The following is a 16,081-nucleotide window of genomic DNA, read 5'->3' as shown; positions in this document are numbered from 1 at the left end:
CCCCAACAAAAACGACCAATGCGTCGGAAAGACCTTATTGATCGACCGCTTCGCGAACGCCGCGGCACGATACCGCTCATCCGCCTCGCTGGCTTGCGCGGTGATCGTGGAAGTCGAATCCACAGCCATGACCGACACTCCGCCCTCCTGAGAGCGCTACCCGCCCCCTACTACAGACGGTAGCAGAGCTACATGGTGGAATCGATGGGTTTCTCCGGCGAATTGTGAAACAAGATCGTATGTATGTGTCCTGGTGTGCCGAGGGCTCGCCACGGAGTCGATATCGTCCTACTCGTGAGCGCGATAGCACCGCAGGACGCGACCATATACTGGTTATCGGAACGCACCCGCAACGACATATTTCTGCTGTACTGCTTCACCGATCGCGGACAACCCACCGAGGAACTGCGCGCCGTGGTCGTCGAACGCAGTGCGCGCATCCCCGACCTGCGGGTCCATCTCCGCGAACTGCCAGCGGATATCGATTATCCTTCCTGGGCGTACTGCGGATTCGCCGCCGAGCAATTCATGGAACATCAACTGGTGAAACCTGATTGGTCGCATCTGCTGGAAGCGCTCGGCGAACTGCTCGGTACCGGCGTCGACGCCGCCGTGCGTCCTTGGCGCTTGCATGTGTTCCGCGGAATCGTCGATGCGCCGGGACCAGGAGATGGGTCCGCGCTGGTGGCAGTACTGCAGCTGTCGCACGCGCTGGCCGATGGCAGGCGAGCCTCGGCGATCGGACGCGCGCTGTTCAGCGAGTCCGATGTAGCCGGTGTGGCTCTCGCGAGTCCGGCGAGGCAGAGTCCGGCGAGGCAGAGGTGGCCGTTATCGTCCTTGATCGCTCGCGGTCGTGAGGTCGGCACGCTGGTGCTCACCCATAGCGCGCGGACGGATCCGGTGGTGCGGGCACGCCGGCAGGGGATTTCCGCCGCAGCAGTGGCAGGCTCGGCGCTCGGGGCGCTGCGCCTGCCGGTTCGACTGGTGACAACGGTATTGCGTGGGTATCAAGCCATGCGAGCACAGCGACAGCTCACGCAATTGACCGCGACAGGCCAGGTGCCACCACCTGGACCAGGTTTTCCGCCGTGTCTGGTGAACAGACCTGTGGCGGAACCGCAGGCAAAGCGCGGGGTGCGGATGCTGGTATTCGGGTCCGCGGAGGTGCGGGTACCTGGGCGCACTGTCACCGTGGTGGTTCTGACCGCGGTATCCGTGGCACTCGCCCGCTATCTGGACGACCGGGGTGAGCCGGTGCCGCGTCTCGGCGCCCAAGTGCCGATGGCTCTGCCGGAGCAGCCAACCGGACGTGGTGTCCACCCGCGCAATAGCTACCGAAGCCTTGGTGTCGACTTGTTCATCGACGAACCCGACCTGCGTCTGCGGGCCGACAAGATCGCAGCCGCGCTCGCCGACCGCCGCCTGCGGGCACAGCACCCGCTCCTATCCGTACAGGGTCGGGTCACCGCGACCGTGCCCGCGCCGCTGCTGCGCCGCGACGTCGCACGCTATCCCCTGGACACGGTCCCCGATTCGGTCGCAGGCCACACCGTCGTCTCCAGTGTCGACCGTGGCCGCGCCGATCTCACCTTCGGCGGCGGTGCGGTGCGCTTCACCGCCGGATTCCCGGCGCTCGGCTCGGTCATGCACCTCACCCACGGTGTGCACGGTCTCGGCGATACCGTCACTGTCTCCCTGCATGCCGATCCGGCGGTCCTGCCTGACCTCGACGCCTACGCGCACCATCTCCGCCACGCGCTGGCCGCCGTTCATGACGCACATCGCCCTGAGCCGGATCCGGTCTCGCGCGGGACACCGCCGCGGTAATGCCCGACCCCCGGTGAAGCCGGTGATTCAGGCTCGGGTGAGGGCGGGCTGCGGCGTAGGGTGCTGGAGCTCGTTGGAGATCTTGATGTCCAGATCGGTCCGAGCCGCGTTGATCACCGAGCGTTCTTCTTCGATGGTGTTCTCGATCGCCCGCGACCACAGTGCCTGAATTTCCGCGACTTCCTCGGCAGTGGCCTCACCATCGAGTTCGACCCCGCGGCGCTGCACGGTGATGTGCAGCGCCGCGGTGAGCGTGCGCATCAAGTCCTCGCAGCGATTGGGAATCTTGCGCTGCGACACCACGCGTAGGCCACTGATGAAGCCGCTCGACCCGGTGATGGTCCGGCGAAGCTCTTCGCCGACCCGATCCAGCTCCTCGGCTTCCCAGCGCTCGCAGTGCAGCAACTGCTGCCGGACATCATTGGATATCGCCAGTACCGCGGACACCGCGGACAGCACGGATTCCCGCCGCCACTTCTCGTGATCGCGGTGCGCCGCTGCCGCGTTGGTCAACTCCACACTGCGCTGCGCGGCATCGAGCGTCACCCGATTCCGCTCATCCGCGGCATCGACCGCGGCACGATTGGTGCGGTTGCCGACCAGTACGCCGACCAATGCCGCACCGGCGACGACGAGGGAACCGAGAAGTGGAAGCCACTGAGTCACGGGAACGATCATCGCATCGTAATCGGAAGCCACGCAGCCTCGATCGGTGAAGCCCTGTTCATGGCATCGGTAACCGGGTGATGGTTCGGCGGGGTCCGTTGATGTCGTATGGGCCGATGTCGAAGTCGCCGTAGCGCCGCGCATAGCTGTACCGTCGGTCTCCTTCCGCATCGAACCAGCTCGAGTAGCGGGGTGGCTGGGGCGCCGTGCGCGACGATGATTGAGCTTGGTGCAGTTCAGGATTGGGCTGCGGAGCATTACTCGGCGAGTGTGATGCGTGAGCCGGATATGTTGCGTAGGGTCTGTGATATGCGGGCGTATGTAGTCGGATACGTGCCGTGGTGGTGCGGAGGGCGTGATCGACTCGAGTGCCAAGGTTGTGCACGAACGGTAGGACTGGGGGGCTTTCATGTCGGGTGACGATGGGAAAATCGAGTCTCCGTTACTTGCCTGGCCGAGTGAATGGGGAAAGGAGCGTCTGCCCGGCAAGCTGTTGTTTTTTCTCGGGGTGCTCGGCGTCATTATTATTCTGCTGATACCGGAAGCAATCGATCATGCCGATAGCGGGGATTTGTCCGGGGCGGTATTCCTGGTTGTCGGCGGAGTGGGGATGCTGGCTCTCTTCGCCCCGGTGGCGCGAAACATACGTGTGCGGAGAAGTGGGCTACCGCACGATATCGATGCTCGTTGCCGTGACGGCGATCGGATGGGTTTGCGGATAAAGACCGAAGCCTATTGGAAGCCGGTTTTCCTCATCTGGCTCGTTGCGTCGGCGGTTTTCCTCGTCTATCATGGGTTTCTCCTCGTAACGAGGCTATCGGACGAGGACGTGTCCGGGTGGTCGGATGTGACCATCGGTGGACTCGTCGCAGTGCCCGTCGCCCTCGGTGCGATCGTATTTCTATTCTACTACTTGTTATGGGGGAATCGTCGTAGGGAATTCGTCTTCCTGAGTGGCGACGGCATATCCCAGGAAAGTGGGAGATCCAGGAAATACATTTCCTGGGCTGATATCGCCGGTGTTTCGCCGCTTATTGTCAACAGCTCACATGTTGTGCGGATTATACCGGTATCGGATATCAATATTCGTGTCGATACCAGCGAAAGATTTATCGATCGTCTGCAACGGGGGCAGCTCGAGCGCAGTATGGATTTCTATCCGTGGACTCTGAACGTCGACCCCGCGCTGTTCCTGCATCTCGTCCGGTTCTACTGGCGGCACCCTGATGCTCGGCATGAGCTCGGGACCGATGCGGCGATAGGCCGGATACGGCGCGGCGCTCTGTTCGACTGAGGACGGAGTTCGACTGAGGACGGAGCTCGGCTGAGGACGGAGCTCGGCTGAGGACGGAGCTCGGCTGAAGGGTGGACCGGATGAGGTGCGCGTACCGAGCGGTGGGCGGCCGTTGGTAACAGAATGGCCGGGTGGGTGCTACCGCACCCACCCGGCCATTCTTCGGCGGAGGATAGGGGATTTGAACCCCTGAGGGCGTTAACCCAACCCGCGTTCCAGGCGAGCGCCATAGGCCACTAGGCGAATCCTCCGTGGAGCAGCATACCGGTAAGCCCCACCCAGGTGCCAAATAGGGCGCCGCGATCGGATGAAATACCTGGTGGAGCGGGGTGGTGAACCCGGGAGTATGGAGTTGGGCGGCCGACCCGCTACACTGACCAACGGATCCCGCGCGGCGCGCATCCTGTGAACTCCCCCAGGGCCGGAAGGCAGCAAGGGTCAACGGGCTCTGCCGGGTGCGCGGGGTCCCCTTTCGAGGGACCCCGTGGCCGGAGGTCCCCGCCGTAGGACACAACGCATCCGATTTCGCGTGGCGTCCGAGTGGCGCCCGGGTAACGTGAACATCGGTCGCCGCCGCACATCGGCCCGGCCAGGTCCTCGCCCCTTCAGTCCTTGAAAGGCTACCCAGGATGCCCCGGCAAACGCAGATCGGTTTGATGAGCCATACGGAACTCGTGCGCGAGCACGAGGCCCAGTCCGCGAACTACGCGAAGCTCGGGGCCGAGAAGCTCACGCTGGACCTGACCAGGGGGAAACCTTCACCGGAACAACTCGACTTGTCCGCCGCACTGCTCGAGCTGCCTGGTGCGGACGATTTCCGGGACGGCGCCGGTACCGATTGCCGTAATTACGGTGGCTTACACGGTCTCCCCGAGCTGCGCGCGATCTTCGGTGAGTTGCTCCATATCCCGGTGGACAACCTGCTCGCGGGCAATAACGCCAGTCTAGAGCTGATGCACGATGTGATCACCTACGCGATGCTGTACGGCACCCCCGACTCCGAACGGCGTTGGGTCGCCGAGGACACCGTGAAATTCCTGTGTCCTGTCCCCGGTTACGACCGGCACTTCGCGATCACCGAGGCGCTCGGTGTCGAGATGATCCCGATTCCGATGCACCACGATGGCCCTGATATTCGCGTCATCGCCGATCTATTGGCGAACGATCCGCAGATCAAGGGTTTGTGGGCGGTACCGAACTACTCCAACCCCACCGGTGTCTGCTTCTCCGAAGAGGTTGTTCGCGAACTGGTTTCCCTGCCTGCCGCGGCGCCGGACTTCCGGTTGTTCTGGGACAACGCGTACGCGGTACATCCGCTCACCGATACCGCGGCTCCGGTATTCGATGTACTCGGTATGGCCGCCGCGGCCGGAAACCCCAACCGCCCACTGGTATTCGCCTCGACATCGAAGATCACCTTCGCCGGTGCCGGAGTGAGCTTCTTCGGCGGTTCGACGGCGAACTCGGACTGGTATCTGCGCCATGTGGCGCGTAAGAGTATCGGGCCGGACAAGATCAATCAGCTGCGCCATCTGCGTTTCTTCCGGGACGCCGACGGGGTGCGCACGCATATGCAGCGGCACCGCGCGATTCTGGAGCCGAAATTCGCTCTGGTGCTGCAGATTCTGGCCGACCGCCTCGGTCCGTCCAAGGTGGCTTCCTGGACCGAGCCGAAGGGTGGCTACTTCATCAGCCTGGATGTGCTGGAGGGCACCGCGACGCGGGTGATTTCGCTCGCGAAGGATGCCGGGATCGCGCTGACCGCCGCGGGCTCGGCTTTCCCGTACCGGAAAGATCCGGAGGATAAGAACATCCGGATCGCGCCGAGCTTTCCGAAGCTGCCCGAATTGGAGAAGGCGATGGATGGTCTGGCGACCTGTGTGCTGCTCGCGGCTACCGAGAAGCTGCTCGGCCAGTAGGAATACCGCATTATCGCATCGGACTCGCAGAATCCGATCGGAACCGGCCCGCGCCGGGCACGGGGTACCGTGCCCGGCGCGGGCTATCCATCGGTGCTCATCGATCCGTTCAGTGTGGTTTATGCGCGAGAACGGCGAACATGGTGACCGAGAGATGGATATCGCCGCCGGCCGCGGCTGCCTCCAGATCGGCGAGCAGTTGATCGCGCTGTGCTTCGGTGATCGCGCCGCGCGCGACCGTCATCGCGGAGATCCTGGTGACCAGTGCGCCCGCGCCGACACTGCGGTCCTGCACCAGGGCGTGTGAGCCGATATCGTCGACTACCAGTCCTGCTTCGGTGAGCAGGCCGGGGATGCGTCGCCCGGACAGCGGGTTGGTGGTCGCCGAAATCAGTGTGTCGATCACCGCGCGGGTAACCCGCAGTTCACCGGGATGCACGATCGCGGTGTCCCAGTCGCTGTCCACCACCACGACCCGTCCACCTGGCCGCAGCACCCGTGCTATCTCATCGGCCGCACGGGCTGGGGTGGTCAGGTGTTGAAAGACGCGCTCGCACAGGGCGGCGTCGAAGCTGTTCGCGCCGAACGGTATGCCATAGGAATCGCCGGGGTGGAATTTGACCGTGGCGCCGACTCGTGCGGCGCGGCGCTCGGCGGCGGCGAGCAGCTGTGGGTCCGGCTCTACCCCGACCGCGCTACCGCTCGGGCCGACGGCTTCGGCGAAGGTGATGACCTCGGTGCCGGTGCCGGAACCGATATCCACGGCGTGTTCGCCGGGTCGCAGCGCGAGCGCTTCGTGTGCCCAGGCGCGCAATCTGCGGATGCCAGGTAGTGCGGCCTTGAGATCGCGGACATCGACGAGTTGGTCTTGACCTGCTTGATCGAACCGATCTGGGCGTAATGCGTAGGCGTCCATGAACCCGTGTCCATCCCCGGCCGTTGCCGTCGTACTCGTCGATGTCGCCGTCATCGGAGGCATGGCCTGGAGCCTACGTGGCGGTTCGGTTACTCGCGCGTTAGAACTGTGATGTAGGTCACTATTGATATCACGGTATGGCGCGTATCGCGACTCCTGCTGTCACCTCCGGCGAAGATGACGGTTTTCATGCTAGCGATGTGAATCGTCCGCGCTGGTGAGCAGCACTGCCGATGCGGTGCTGAAGAACAGGAAGTCAATCGCGAAGCATGCGACCGAATGCGACACGTTCATCGCGCAGGGGAGTTCGGTGCGATGAACGGCTGACACCCCGCGTCCGCATCGGGAACGGTTGCGGTGTTTCCGGCGACTGCCGGGGTGTCGCTCGATGCACTCAGACCGCTCGGTCGTCTTCCAGTGGGCGGCCGAGGTGCCCCTCGCCGAGCCTGCGCTGCGCATGTCCGTGCACTCCTTCGGCATATGCCGTTTCGGCGTGCAGGGCGAAGTCGATACCCGCGGTTTCATCCTCCTTGCCGACCCGGAACCCGATCAGCTTGTCGATGCCTTTACCGAGTGTGAACGAGATCCCGAATGCGTAAGCCCCGACCACCAGCACTGCCACCAGTTGCTTGCCGAGCTGGGTGAAGCCTCCACCGAAGAGCAGCCCTTCGACGCCTCCGGTCATCACCTGGGTGGCGAGCAGGCCGATCAGCACGGTGCCGACGATGCCGCCGACCAGGTGCACGCCCACCACATCCAAGGAATCGTCGTAGCCCGCCTTGAACTTCCAGCCGACGGCGAACGAGCACACCACACCCGCGGTGAGACCGACGAGCAGCGCGCCGAGGGTATTGACCGATCCGCAGGAAGGGGTGATGGCGACCAGACCGGCCACTACACCGGAAGCCGCACCGAAGGTCGTGGGTTTGCCATCGCGAATCTGTTCCACCGCGAGCCAGCCCAACATGCCCAAGCAGCCTGCGACCAGAGTATTCAGGAAGACTGCCGCGGCGAGGCCGTCCGCGGCCAGTGCCGAACCGGCGTTGAAGCCGAACCAGCCGAACCACAGTAAGCCCGCGCCGAGTAGCACGAAAGGCAGATTGTGCGGGCGCATCGCGTCGATCTTGAAACCGATACGTGGGCCGATTACCAGGGCAAGTGCTAAGGCCGATGCGCCGGAGGCGATCTCGACCACCAGGCCGCCCGCGTAGTCCAACGCTCCGAATGAGGCGATCCAGCCATCCGGACCCCATACCCAGTGGGCAATCGGCGCGTACACCGCCAGTACCCAGAGCGGTACGAAGATCATCCATGCGGCGAACTTGGCTCGGTCGGCGATGGCGCCGCTGATCAGGGCGGCGGTCAGGATGGCGAAGGTTAACTGAAATGTTGCGAAAAGCAGTTCAGGAACCGAGCCCTGCATCGAATTCGGATCTATGCCGGCCATTCCGATATGGCTCAGATCACCGATCAGACCACCGCCGGCATCATCGCCGAAGGCGAAACTGTAGCCGAACAGTAACCATGTCACGGTTACCAGCGGAATGCTGATGAAGCTCATCATCAGCATGTTGAGTACGCCGGTCGAGCGCACCATCCCACCGTAGAAGATGGCCAGGCCCGGGGTCATCAGCAGGACCAGTGCCGTGCTGATGAGCAGCCAGGCGGTGGCCGCTGGATCGATGGTTGAGGACACGGTTGACTCCTTTCACGCGTACATGCGTTGCGAGAAAGTTACCGAATGGTCACGGTCGGTTCGACGGCTGTGTGGCGCGAGAGCCGGCCCGGTCGGGTCGCAGCCTGATCGCGACGGGGGTGCCGCGCATCGGTCCGTGTCTGAAATGAGTATTTCGTGAGGATTGCTTCATGAGCGCTGTGGCCGCTGTGAACATGATTGTCCACCACTGCTCATGTCCGCCCCGCGGTCTCCGTCGCACGAGTTCTGGTGGTTTCCTCGTCCTCGTTCAGCCCGATCGCGGCGTGTAGGCGGACAAGCGGCCCTGGCGCCCACCAGTTGACAGGCCCGAGCAGCCGCATGAGCGCAGGCGCGAGCAGGAGACGGATGATCGTGGCGTCGACCAGCACGGTCAGCGTGAGTCCGAGGCCCATCAGCTTGATGAATGACACCCCTGAGGTGACCAGGGCGCCGAATACGATAGCCATCAGCAGGGCCGCCGCGGTGAAGATCCGGCCGGTACGCGCTACCCCGGCCGCGATCGCATGGGTGTTGTCATGGGTGGCCAGCCATTCCTCCCGTACCCGCGACAGCAGGAACACCTCGTAGTCCATCGACAGGCCGAAGGCAAGGCAGAACATCAGGATCGGGATGGTCGGGATCAGATAGCCCGTCGCGGTGAAGCCGAGTAACCCGGACAGATGTCCCTCCTGGAACACCCATACCATCGCGCCGAATGCCGCACCGAGGGACAGTGTGCTCAGTGCGAGTGCTTTGATCGGCAGCACAACGCTTCCGGTGAACAGGAACAGCACGATGAATGTGGTCAGCGCGATCAGCGTACCCGCGAGTGGAAGCCGGTCGGACAGTGCCTTCAGGGAGTCGGCGTTGATCGCCGAAGTACCGCCGTAGAGCGCGGGGCCAGGCGGGGGTATCGCCTGGACCGTCCGCAGCTGCTGCGCACCGGCCGGTGTGGCAGGATCGACCGTGGTGACGAGATTCAGGTAGGTTCCGGCGTCATTGGCTATACCAGGCGGAGCTGAGGTGACGCGGGTTCCGGAGATATAGATCCCGGCACTGGACAGCACTGCGGCCACGTCGTCGACCCGGGATAGTTCGGTGGCATACGTGCCGATCGTCGCAGTATCGCCGCGGTAGCCTTTCAGCACGATTGTGATGTTGTCCCCTGGGTTGGCCTGCGGGAACTCGGCGCGCAGTATGTCACCGACCTGGCGGCTGGTGGTGTCGGCAGGTAGTACCTGATCGTCGGGGTAGCCGAATCGCACCGAAAGGAACGGGTAGCCGAGCGCCAGCAGTACCGCGATGATCACGATCGCGACCGGTGCCGCGTGCCGCATCACCAGGCTGACCAGTCGGTACCATCTGGTCTGCTCAGAGGGCAGGGGGCCGGGCGCCGGAGCTTCGCGGTGGAACAGGCGGCGCAGGGGAACTCTCAGGTCGAGTGCGTTCACCCGGGGACCGAGCAGGATGAGCGCCGCGGGCAGGAACAGGATCGCCGCGACCGCCGCCGCGCCGACGACCGCGACACCCGCGTAGGCGAAGGACTTCAGAAAGTAGACATCGAACACACTCAGAACAGCCATCGAGAGAGCCACGGTGATCGCGGAGAACAGCACGGTGCGTCCTGCGGTCTGCACAGCCCGGACGGTGGCCGCGGTCGGGTCGAGACCATTGCCGAGTTCTTCCCTGAAGCGGCTGACGATGAACAGGCTGTAGTCGATGGCCAGTGCCAAGCCCATCGCTGTCGTGAGGTTCAGCGCGTAGATCGAGACATCGGTGAACAGGGTGAACAGGCGCAGGATCGCCAGTGCCGCCACAATGGCGAACAGGCCGACGGCCACCGGAAGGGCGGCTGCGATCAGGCTGCCGAACACCAGGATCAGCACGATCAACGACAGGGGTACCGCGATGCCCTCCGCTATCGCGAGGTCCCGGGTGATCTGCGTATTCAGATCGTGATACAGCGAGGCGAGGCCGCCTTGTTTGACGGTGATGCCGTCGAAATCGCCGGTGAGTTGCTTCTCCAGTTCACCCGCGGTCTGCTCCATGTCGTTCTCATCACCTTGGAGATAGGCGATGACCAGGGCGTACTCACCATTGCTGCTGCGCAGCGAGTTCGCCATGAAGGAAGGAGCGGTCCAGTAGGAATTGACACCTTCGATATCCGGGCGCGCTTTCAGCGCCTCTGTCAGTTCGACACCCTTCGCCGCGGTGGCTGGATCGTCTACGCCTGCATCCGAGCTGACCAGCAGAGTGAAGTTGGGTACAGCGCCGCCGAATTCATCGGCCATGATCTGGAGTACCCGGGCGGACTCGGCGTCGGGAGAGATGAACCCGCCTGCTTTCAGATGCGAGGCCGCGGTCGCGCCGAAGGCGCCGCACAGCACGGTGACCAGAAACGCCACTGCCAGTATGGTGCGTGGCATCCGGGTTGCCAGCCGGGCTGTCCTGGTCAGCACTACCGCTCTGTTCGATATCTGATGGCGGGTAGGTCACACCGGGTCTCACCACTGTAAGGACAGCTCAGCATGGCGCTGGTCACCCGCGAGACTTGCGAATTGCCCGCATCCCCCTGCGGCCGGGCACGGGGAGGTCGTCGCGCATGTCAACCCACTCCGCGGTGGTCAACCAGAGCTGCTGGGCGCGCGCGTCGGCGGTGTTGTGGAAGATCCGCCGCCCACGGTCGTCGCGCAGTTCCTGCGCGACGACCGACCAGCGCGGTGGGTGGCCGTGCTCGTTCAGGTAATCGGCGAGATAGGTCGCGATCACAGTTCCGATGGTGTTCACCGGGCGCAGCGAGACCCGGTTACCGTATTGGGCGGCATGAAAGCGCCTGCCCGCGCACAGGGACCGTGGATTGGCATTCGAGGCTATCCAGCCTGCGCGCTGTGCCCGCTCGATCAGCCAGAGGTGTTTGACCGCGGCGGGTGCGATATCACCGACCCTGGCGCGGATCAGCGTCATGATCTGCTCACTGCACAGCACATCGCGGCGGGTGGGACCATAGCCGTGTGCGGTCCAGTGCGCGTCGGCGAGTTTGGCGAGCACCCGGCCGAAGTCGTCGATGCTGCGCTGGGCGCGGCGGCCGAGGCGTTCGATGCGTTCGGCCTCGCGGCGCATCTCGTTCTGCGTGGTCAGGGTGCGAATCGCGGCCATGGTCGGCACTTGGCCACGTTCGAGGAGTTCGAGGATGGCGGAGGCGGTGGCCGGGTCGGCCGCCGCGGTCACCGGTAGTGAATCGCGTTTGATCGCGAAATCCTGCGGGCTGATGGCCCGGCTCAACAGGGCGACAGCGGAATGGTCGCCCGCGAACTCGGTGCTGGACAGCCAGGCGGCGGCGATGTTGTCACACGACGGCACGGTGGAGGTTCCTCCGGTGGAAGTGTGGAAATCGGCACGGATGTCACCCCGGGCCGAACGTATTGGTTGTGCCCCGGTCGGGATGAGGGACCGGCCGGGGTCACCAACCTGATGAAGGTTTGGCTACCGAAGTTGCCGCTTGCCACGTTAGCTAGCGGATTGCATCGCTGTCACCCGTGGTGACGGATTCGTTATCTCGGAAAAGTCGCCGTTATCCGGGGCGTTAGTTCATATTTTTGGGATACAAGGGGTTATGTGACCTGTGAGGTCCGATTTAATCCAGGCGACATGAGTGATTGCTGTGAAGTTGCCTTCCGGTGTTCCCTGGTTGGCCGCTGAAGAAGTCGTGACGTATGTTGTGATGTGAATCACAGTTTGAGATGTGAATGTGTTGTGCGGTTATCGGGATGGGGAGGGATATCGCTCGTCGGCGGTCACCGGTAACCTCTGGCCGTGGCTCTGTACCGGAAGTACCGACCGGCAACGTTCGCTGAGGTGGTGGGTCAGGAGCACGTCACCGACCCGCTGAGTACCGCGCTCGACACGGGCCGGATCAGTCACGCCTATCTGTTCTCGGGTCCACGCGGCTGTGGCAAGACCTCATCCGCGCGAATTCTCGCCAGGTCGCTGAATTGTGCGCAGGGGCCGACCTCGACACCGTGTGGTGTCTGTCCGTCCTGCGTGGCGCTCGGCCCCGGTGGGCCGGGCAATCTGGACGTGGTGGAACTCGATGCCGCGAGTCACGGCGGTGTCGACGACACCCGCGAACTACGTGATCGTGCCTTCTACGCACCTGCCGAGTCCAGATACCGGGTGTTCATCGTCGACGAGGCGCATATGGTGACCACCGCGGGCTTCAACGCTCTGCTCAAGATCGTTGAGGAGCCGCCGGCGCATCTGATCTTCATCTTCGCGACCACCGAGCCGGAGAAGGTGCTGCCGACCATCCGTTCACGCACGCACCACTACCCGTTCCGGTTGCTGCCACCAGCGATCATGCGCGGTCTGCTCGGGCGGATCTGCGAGCAGGAGCGTGTTCCGGTGGAAGAAGCGGTATACCCCTTGGTGATTCGCGCAGGCGGTGGCTCACCGCGCGACAGCCTGAGTGTGCTCGACCAGCTGTTGGCGGGCGCGGGCACGGAGGGCGTGACCTATTCCAGGGCGGTCGCTTTGCTCGGCGTCACCGATGTGGCGTTGATCGATGACGCCGTCGAGGCACTGGCCGCCGGAGACGGGGCCGCACTGTTCGGCACGGTCGACAGGGTGATGGAGGCTGGGCATGATCCACGCCGTTTCACCGCCGACCTGCTCGACCGTTTCCGTGACCTGATCCTGCTGCGTGCGGTGCCCGACGCCGCGGAGCGCGGTCTGGTCACCGGTCCAGGCGATGTGCTCGACCGGATGCGCGGACAAGCCGAGCGTTCGGGTCCGGCCACCTTGACCAGGTATGCCGAGTTGTTGCACGAGGGGCTCGGCGAGATGCGCGGCGCCACGGCACCGCGATTGTTGCTGGAAGTGGTCTGTGCCCGCATGCTGCTGCCAGCGGCATCGGATACCGAATCCGCCACTCTGCAGCGGCTGGAACGGCTGGAGCGGGGATTGGCGAGCGGCTCTCCCGGCACCGGGCTCGCCACACCGACGACTGTGTCGTCCGCTCCCGTGGCAACGGATATGCCATCTGCTCCCGCGACAACGGGAATGCCCGCCGCCGCGCCGCCGCGCCGCCGCGGCGCGGAGGCATTGGCCGCCATTCGCCGGGAAAGCCGTGGGAGCGGCGGCACCGATATGAGTGGGGGGCAGGAGCGAGGTACCTCCGCCACTGATGCCGCTGTGGCCACTGATGCCGCTGTGACTTCCGATACCGGGGATGCCGGTCGGCGGGCTCCGCACGGTGGTCTGTCGGCCGGTAGCACCGAACCGGAGGCGCCGCTCGACGATACGGAGAGCGGGGTGAGTCGAGCCGCTCCCGACCACGGGCAGGCAGCGCCCGCGACGGCGGCGACACCTATGAGCGCGGCGCCACGAGCCGCACCGGAAGCGCCACCGGCCGCTGTCGCTGCCGCCAGTGCGCCGCCGCGTGAAGGCGATCCGCTGCGCGAAGAAGTGGAAGCGGCCTGGGCGGAGATCAAGACCGCGGTGCGGGAATTCGGTGCGGCCGTGCAGGCGATGCTCGCCGGTGCGTCGGTCGCGCGGGTCGAGGGCGCGGTGATCGTGTTCGCGCATCAGCACCCACCGCTGGCGCAGCGGTTATCGGACCCGCGGAACCTGGCGGCGGTACGGTCGGCAGTGCGTGTGGTGCTCGGACATGACTATGAGGTGCGCTGGGAAGTAGGCACGGCGTCGCCCCGGCCTGCAGCGTCGTCCCGATCCGGCGGCGCGGGGCAGCGTGCTCGTGGGCGCGGGGGTAGTCAGGCGGCCGGGCGTGAACCAGGGAACGTGGCCGGGCGTGCCGGGGCGGATTCCGCCCCGCCGCGTTATTCGCGCCCGAGTCGAGTGGGGAACGCGGGCGCGGGCAGGCCGGTCGACGAGGAGCGAGCGCGCCCGGGTGGCACCGCCGAGAGGCCGTATGCCGAAGACGATATTCCGCCGCCCGATTACCCCGACCTGCCGGACGATCCAGGGCCTGCGGACTACCGACGGTACGACGGTGCGCCGAGTGCCGAGGCTTCGCCGGATAGGGGTTGGTCGGGTAGCGGTGCGGTTCCGGCCGCGACGCCGGAAGAGGAGCAGGAGATGCTGGCCGCAGCAGCTGATCCGGTGTCTCCGAGCGACCGGCGCGACCCGGACGAGGTCGCCTTGGAATTGCTGAAGAGCGAACTCGGTGCCACGCCTCTCGACGGTTGACAACCACCGTTCCGAAGACGTTAAGTTAACCAGAGTTCGCACATCTCGCGGTAGTATGAACGGGTAGTCGCGAGCTTCGGCACGACGACGCTCTAAGGTATGCCCAGGCGTACGACCGAGTCGTGTGGCTGCTGTTCCTGCCTGTTTTTGTACAGCGTTAGGACCGGGTGGTCGCAGGGACGGTCGGCGAGGTCAGCCGCAGTTATGCCGCACCAGCGGTGTTGCCGCACCCCGGCGCTCGGACGGACGAAGGTCCGGCCCGCCGCACCCTAAGGAAGGAACACTCCGATATGACCACAGAGGCCTACATTTACGAGGCCATCCGCACTCCGCGCGGCCGCGGCAAGAAGACCGGCTCGCTGCACTCGGTCAAGCCGATCGACTTGACTGTTGGTCTGATCCAGGAACTGCGTGGCCGTTTCCCGAACCTCGACGAGGAGCGGATCTCCGACGTGATCCTCGGCGTGGTCGCGCCGGTCGGCGACCAGGGCGCCGATATCGCTCGCACGGCGGTCAACGCGGCCGGTCTGCCGGATACCGTCGGCGGCGTCCAGATCAACCGTTTCTGCGCCTCCGGCCTCGAGGCGGTGAACATGGCCGCGCAGAAGGTGCGCTCCGGCTTCGACGACCTGGTCCTCGCCGGTGGTGTCGAGTCCATGTCCCGCGTGCCGATGGGCTCCGATGGCGGCCCCTGGGCGCTGGACCCGGCCACCAACTACGACACCTACTTCGTTCCGCAGGGTGTGTCCGCCGATCTGATCGCCACCATCGAGGGCTTCTCCCGCGATGATGTCGACGCGTACGCGGTGCGTTCGCAGGAGCTGGCCGCCAAGGCCAGCACCGGTGGATACTTCGCCAAGTCGATCGTCCCGGTCAAGGATCAGAACGGCATCGTCGTGCTGGACCGGGACGAGCACATGCGGCCGGGCACGACCGCAGAGGACTTGGCCAAGCTGCAGCCGTCCTTCGCCACGATCGGCGAGATGGGTGGTTTCGACGCGGTGGCGCTGCAGAAGTACTACTTCGTCGAGAAGATCAACCACGTGCATCACGGCGGCAACAGCTCCGGCATCGTCGACGGTGCCGCGCTCGTGCTGGTCGGCTCAGAGGAAGCGGGCAAGGCCTCCGGTCTCACCCCGCGTGCGCGGGTCGTCGCGACCGCGACCAGCGGCGCCGACTCCACCATCATGCTCACCGGGCCGACTCCGGCCACCAAGAAGGTGCTGGCCAAGGCGGGGCTGACCATCGAGGACATGGACCTCGTCGAGATCAACGAGGCGTTCGCCTCCGTGGTGCTGAAGTTCCAGAAGGATCTGAACATCCCGGATGAGAAGCTGAACGTGAACGGTGGTGCGATCGCGATGGGCCACCCGCTGGGTGCCACCGGTGCGATGATCACCGGCACCATGGTCGACGAACTGGAGCGCCGCAACGGCCGCTACGCGCTGGTCACTCTGTGCATCGGCGGCGGTATGGGCGTGGCCACCATCATCGAGCGGGTCTGATTCCCAACCGGCAGCGGATAACGGCGGTGTGCGTATCGGTCCAGGAGGCGGTGG

The 16,081-nt window shown here is 64.7% G+C and carries 10 protein-coding genes, 1 tRNA gene and 1 other RNA gene; 6 read left to right on the top strand and 6 right to left on the bottom strand.

Translation table 11 applies throughout. The features are described 5' to 3' along the window. Nucleotides 1-294: 294 nt before the first annotated feature. Entirely contained in the window at nucleotides 295-1,827 is a 1,533-nt protein-coding gene (locus ACL02S_RS16955) for a WS/DGAT domain-containing protein (RefSeq protein WP_412803391.1), read from the top strand. A gap of 27 nt (nucleotides 1,828-1,854) precedes the next feature. On the opposite strand, the gene ACL02S_RS16950 is transcribed toward ACL02S_RS16955, so the two are convergent. Continuing rightward, nucleotides 1,855-2,493, bottom strand: a complete 639-nt coding sequence (locus ACL02S_RS16950; protein WP_412803390.1) for a hypothetical protein — start codon at nucleotides 2,491-2,493, stop codon at nucleotides 1,855-1,857. 409 nt (nucleotides 2,494-2,902) lie between these two features. On the opposite strand from ACL02S_RS16950, the gene ACL02S_RS16945 reads away from it, so the two are divergent. Beyond that, nucleotides 2,903-3,787 (top strand): hypothetical protein, encoded by an 885-nt coding sequence (locus ACL02S_RS16945; RefSeq protein ID WP_412803389.1) that lies wholly within the window; start codon nucleotides 2,903-2,905, stop codon nucleotides 3,785-3,787. A gap of 166 nt (nucleotides 3,788-3,953) precedes the next feature. Here ACL02S_RS16945 and ACL02S_RS16940 read toward each other — a convergent pair. Then, nucleotides 3,954-4,038, bottom strand: a tRNA-Ser gene (locus tag ACL02S_RS16940). A 128-nt stretch (nucleotides 4,039-4,166) separates the two neighbouring features. On the opposite strand from ACL02S_RS16940, the gene ffs reads away from it, so the two are divergent. Together ffs and ACL02S_RS16930 are read left to right on the top strand one after the other, a co-directional pair. Beyond that, nucleotides 4,167-4,261, top strand: an RNA gene (ffs, locus tag ACL02S_RS16935) — signal recognition particle sRNA small type. A gap of 155 nt (nucleotides 4,262-4,416) precedes the next feature. Then, nucleotides 4,417-5,706, top strand: coding sequence for an aspartate aminotransferase type Ic (locus ACL02S_RS16930; RefSeq protein WP_412803388.1), 1,290 nt, complete (start codon nucleotides 4,417-4,419; stop codon nucleotides 5,704-5,706). A gap of 109 nt (nucleotides 5,707-5,815) precedes the next feature. On the opposite strand, the gene ACL02S_RS16925 is transcribed toward ACL02S_RS16930, so the two are convergent. The 4 genes from ACL02S_RS16925 to ACL02S_RS16910 form a co-directional block, all read right to left on the bottom strand. Further along, nucleotides 5,816-6,622, bottom strand: a complete 807-nt coding sequence (locus ACL02S_RS16925) for a methyltransferase domain-containing protein (protein WP_412803405.1) — start codon at nucleotides 6,620-6,622, stop codon at nucleotides 5,816-5,818. A 394-nt stretch (nucleotides 6,623-7,016) separates the two neighbouring features. Continuing rightward, nucleotides 7,017-8,252 (bottom strand): ammonium transporter, encoded by a 1,236-nt coding sequence (locus ACL02S_RS16920; protein ID WP_412803404.1) that lies wholly within the window; start codon nucleotides 8,250-8,252, stop codon nucleotides 7,017-7,019. Nucleotides 8,253-8,530: 278 nt separating this feature from the next. Then, complete coding sequence (locus ACL02S_RS16915; RefSeq protein WP_412803387.1) at nucleotides 8,531-10,777, bottom strand: MMPL family transporter; 2,247 nt, start codon at nucleotides 10,775-10,777, stop codon at nucleotides 8,531-8,533. A 79-nt stretch (nucleotides 10,778-10,856) separates the two neighbouring features. Continuing rightward, a complete protein-coding gene (locus ACL02S_RS16910) occupies nucleotides 10,857-11,678 on the bottom strand; it encodes a hypothetical protein (RefSeq protein ID WP_412803386.1) in 822 nt (273 codons plus the stop codon). 453 nt (nucleotides 11,679-12,131) lie between these two features. Here ACL02S_RS16910 and ACL02S_RS16905 point away from each other — a divergent pair, with 453 nt between their 5' ends. Beyond that, nucleotides 12,132-14,522, top strand: a complete 2,391-nt coding sequence (locus tag ACL02S_RS16905; RefSeq protein WP_412803385.1) for a DNA polymerase III subunit gamma and tau — start codon at nucleotides 12,132-12,134, stop codon at nucleotides 14,520-14,522. Nucleotides 14,523-14,812: 290 nt separating this feature from the next. Next, entirely contained in the window at nucleotides 14,813-16,027 is a 1,215-nt protein-coding gene (locus ACL02S_RS16900) for an acetyl-CoA C-acetyltransferase (protein ID WP_412803384.1), read from the top strand. The last annotated feature ends 54 nt before the right edge of the window (nucleotides 16,028-16,081 follow it).

Origin of the sequence: Nocardia spongicola (assembly GCF_047200775.1) — a bacterium.
In the GTDB taxonomy this organism is placed as follows: domain Bacteria; phylum Actinomycetota; class Actinomycetes; order Mycobacteriales; family Mycobacteriaceae; genus Nocardia.
Note: the sequence above shows the minus strand (reverse complement) of the source record. Positions and strands in the feature narration are given on the sequence as shown.